Source organism: Adlercreutzia murintestinalis, from assembly GCF_943192905.1.
GTDB lineage: Bacteria > Actinomycetota > Coriobacteriia > Coriobacteriales > Eggerthellaceae > Adlercreutzia_A > Adlercreutzia_A murintestinalis.
This window is the reverse complement of the sequence record NZ_CALPCC010000041.1, coordinates 1-3153: the sequence shown is the minus strand read 5'-3', so window position 1 is coordinate 3153 and position 3153 is coordinate 1. Positions and strand designations below refer to the sequence as shown.

At 46.9% G+C, this 3153-nt stretch carries 3 protein-coding genes and 1 pseudogene; 3 read left to right on the top strand and 1 reads right to left on the bottom strand.

The features are described from left to right. Together NFR19_RS08765 and NFR19_RS08760 are read left to right on the top strand one after the other, a co-directional pair. A pseudogene (locus NFR19_RS08765) lies at positions 1-180 on the top strand (hypothetical protein); the annotation flags it as partial. Next, positions 174-848 carry a DUF6273 domain-containing protein gene (locus NFR19_RS08760; protein ID WP_251213412.1) on the top strand — a complete coding sequence of 225 codons (675 nt, stop codon included), beginning with the start codon at positions 174-176 and terminating at the stop codon, positions 846-848. The pseudogene NFR19_RS08765 and the gene NFR19_RS08760, both read left to right, overlap by 7 nt. 388 nt (positions 849-1236) lie before the next feature. On the opposite strand, the gene NFR19_RS08755 is transcribed toward NFR19_RS08760, so the two are convergent. Beyond that, entirely contained in the window at positions 1237-1797 is a 561-nt protein-coding gene (locus tag NFR19_RS08755) for a hypothetical protein (RefSeq protein ID WP_251213411.1), read from the bottom strand. Between the two features lie 175 nt (positions 1798-1972). Between NFR19_RS08755 and NFR19_RS08750 the strand changes: the two genes are divergently transcribed. After that, on the top strand, positions 1973-3076 hold the full coding sequence (locus NFR19_RS08750; RefSeq protein WP_251213410.1) for a PDDEXK nuclease domain-containing protein: 1104 nt from the start codon (positions 1973-1975) through the stop codon (positions 3074-3076). The last annotated feature ends 77 nt before the right edge of the window (positions 3077-3153 follow it).

Below are 3153 nucleotides of genomic sequence, written 5' to 3'. Positions count from 1 at the left end.
GGCGCGATTGAAAGTGGTGCGCATCCCGCGCAAGACCTTCCTAGAAAACGTGATCAGCTTGGCCGATTATCGCTTCTGGCTGATCTGATGGGGCATGAAAGCATCGAGACGACCAGGATCTATCTGCGCAAGACCGCAAGCGAGCAGCAGGCTGTGATGGACAAGGTGATCACGTGGTAGACGCGCTGGCAGGCGGCGGATGCGACAGGTTGCAAGGGGCATCGTGGGCATGGTCGCGCGGAGGAAGCACGCTTGCCGGGGAGAATGCGGGGCGCTCTGATAATGCACTTTATCCGCTGCGGATCATCGGGTTGAACCAGGACGAGAAGACCTCAGGCGGCATGGCGGGGCTCACGTTCATGTTTAAAGAATCGCCTGGGACACGGCAATACAATAGCGCTGACAACGCCAATATAGGACATACTCAAAACGATATCAGTAAGTTCTTGGATCCCGGTGGAGACCTCTGTTCAACCGTGAAAAATGCAGCCGTTGCAGTCTTAAAGAGAATCGATAACGGCACGACTGATTATGGCCCCCGAATAAATGCAAAAGCCTTCCTTCTTTCACCTAGAGAGCTAAATAGGAATAACTCAGAAAGTGGTATGGGCGTTGGTGTAAATGGGGACGAACTCTACCTCTTTCTCGATAAAAATGGAATAGTAGATAGCAAAGAGGCGCTCAAAGAATGGGGTCTAGCAAAGCAATACTGGCTCAGGGGCTTTATTTCCGCATCTGGCCAACCCAATGGTTTTCTAGTTGGTCTATGCGATAGCCAAGGTAATGCCTATTACGGCCAATCGTACATGACTGCGAACCAGGGTTATTTGCCAGCCTTCTGTCTCTAAACATTTCATTAATCAGGTTTGATCAAGATTCCGGAGGCCTCTCCTGCGACCTCCGGAATCGTTGTTAGCTCATATTGTTTCGCCAATAAGCAGTTGCCACGGAAACAAGGGATATACCTATAGGTCCGTCTGTTTGGCTCGACGCACAACCACCAGGCCAACCCCTCTCACGATTGCACAATGACATTAGTATCATTCTGCGGCGTTATACCATCTGATTTGGACCAAATGGATCGTGTCCACCATGACTGATCGTCTTCGTTTGCGGCAGTTTGAAGTGCTTCTATGGTCCTCAAAGTATTCTTGGCTGCAAAAAGAGATGACAGCTTGCCGCTGCCATCTCTTAAGAGGTTGTTAATCAACGCTGCATGGATTCCAAGCAGGAAGCCTAGAAGCAGAATGCCGCATAAGTGAAGTTGGGCGTATATCCAAATGAGCTGTACTGACTATATTCGTCACCTCCTATACACCCACGACTCAATGAACCATCACCTGTGGATTTAAAGCAAACATCGCGTAGCCATCCTGCCTCAAATGGCAATCCTTGCTCCGCAATTGCTAGATACTGCTCATTTTTACTGGCTCCCAAAGCATAGCCTTTGTCATCGAATGCGGGCAGACGGTATATTTCGGGCAATGATAAGAAGAATAATCGCTCAGAACTAGCAGTGCCACTGACATCCTCAAAATTCATATACGATTGAGTAGTGTTCGGTGCTACGCAATAAGCAGACATTTTATTAACGGATACGATGTTCGTTTTCACCGATTCTGAAAAGGCTTGCCAATACCACCCGCTCTCTTGCAAGCAGCTGTATAAATGAGTCTGCGTATAATTACCTGAGGTCTGTGGTACATACTCAACTTTTCTGCCATCCATACCATTATTCTTTACAAGCAAGAACGTAAGCCCTGCCATGCCGCCTGAGGTCTTCTCGTCCTGGTTCAACCCGATGATCCGCAGCGGATAAAGTGCATTGTGTGAGACGTCAAACCAATTAGTTGAGTAAGCGCTCTCTAGGCGTCATAAGCAAAATGTACAATGAGCGAAGCAAAAAGCAGACATAGTATTGCCATCGATTAGCGCCTAACCTATATCTATACTCTGAGAGAGGGATCTTGTTATGCACAACAATACAGACATGAGTCAAAGCATGTCGATAGATACATCACTTTCAACCTCTTTTGAAGAATTGGTTGCCGAAATCGGTGATACTCTCAAATTAGCGCGAAACAATGTTGCTAAGCATGTTAATGCTGGATTGCTTACTGCTTATTGGAATATCGGCCGGTTGATCGTAACGTACGAACAGAGCGGCAAAGACCGCGCGGCATATGGAGACGAGACGCTCAAGCGCCTCTCCGAACGCCTAAGCTCTCAATATGGCAAGGGCTTCTCGCGAACAAATCTTTACCATATGAGGGAATTCTATCTCACACATAGGATTTTCCAGTCAGTGACTGGAAAATTAACCTGGACACATTACTGCACGCTTTTGGATTTATCTGATGAACAAAAGCGTAATTTTTATGAGAATGAAGCGGCAAATGCAGGATGGTCAGTACGTGAGCTACGACGCCAAATCGACAGTATGCTCTTCGAGCGGATTCTATCGGCCAAGAACAATGCGTCTGAGACAGACAAGCTCACCTTAGCAGAAAGAGGAATAGAGCTTTCAAAGCCAAGCGACATCATCAAGGACCCTTATGTTCTAGAATTTCTGGATCTTCCCGATCATGCTCCGTTAGAAAGCGAACTGGAACGCGCTCTTGTCGCCCAAATAGAGAAGTTCATGCTGGAACTTGGTAGAGGCTTCATGTTTGTTGGTACACAGCAAAGAATACCGGTAGGGCCAGATCATGATAGGGTCGATATGGTCTTTTACAATAAGCCTCTTCGTGCTTATGTGCTAATAGAGTTGAAAGCAACAAAACTCATGGCATCCGCTGTCGGGCAAATGAATGAATACCTAAACTACTATGCTACTGAAGTAAATGATCCTGATGATAATCCGCCTATCGGTATTATTCTTTGTACCGACAAAAACAATATACGCGCCGAGTATGCTTTGGGTGGCTTGAGCAATGCCATCTTTGCATCCACATATACGTTCCGTTTACCTGAAGCATATTTGCTTGAACAGCAAGTACGCAAGGTCCTTGAAATATCAGAAGACGAAAGAGAGAAAACTGTAGCGCATTTAGAGGATAAAGCGCATGCGGATTAGAATGCACTTTATCCGCTGCGGATCATCGGTCTGAACCAGGACACGCGCTCCGACGGACAGGGCATGGCAGGACTTAC

Coding starts and splice junctions, on each gene's coding strand:
- NFR19_RS08750 (WP_251213410.1), top strand. CDS start 1,973: ATGCACAACAATACAGACATGAGTCAAAGCATGTCGATAGATACATCA.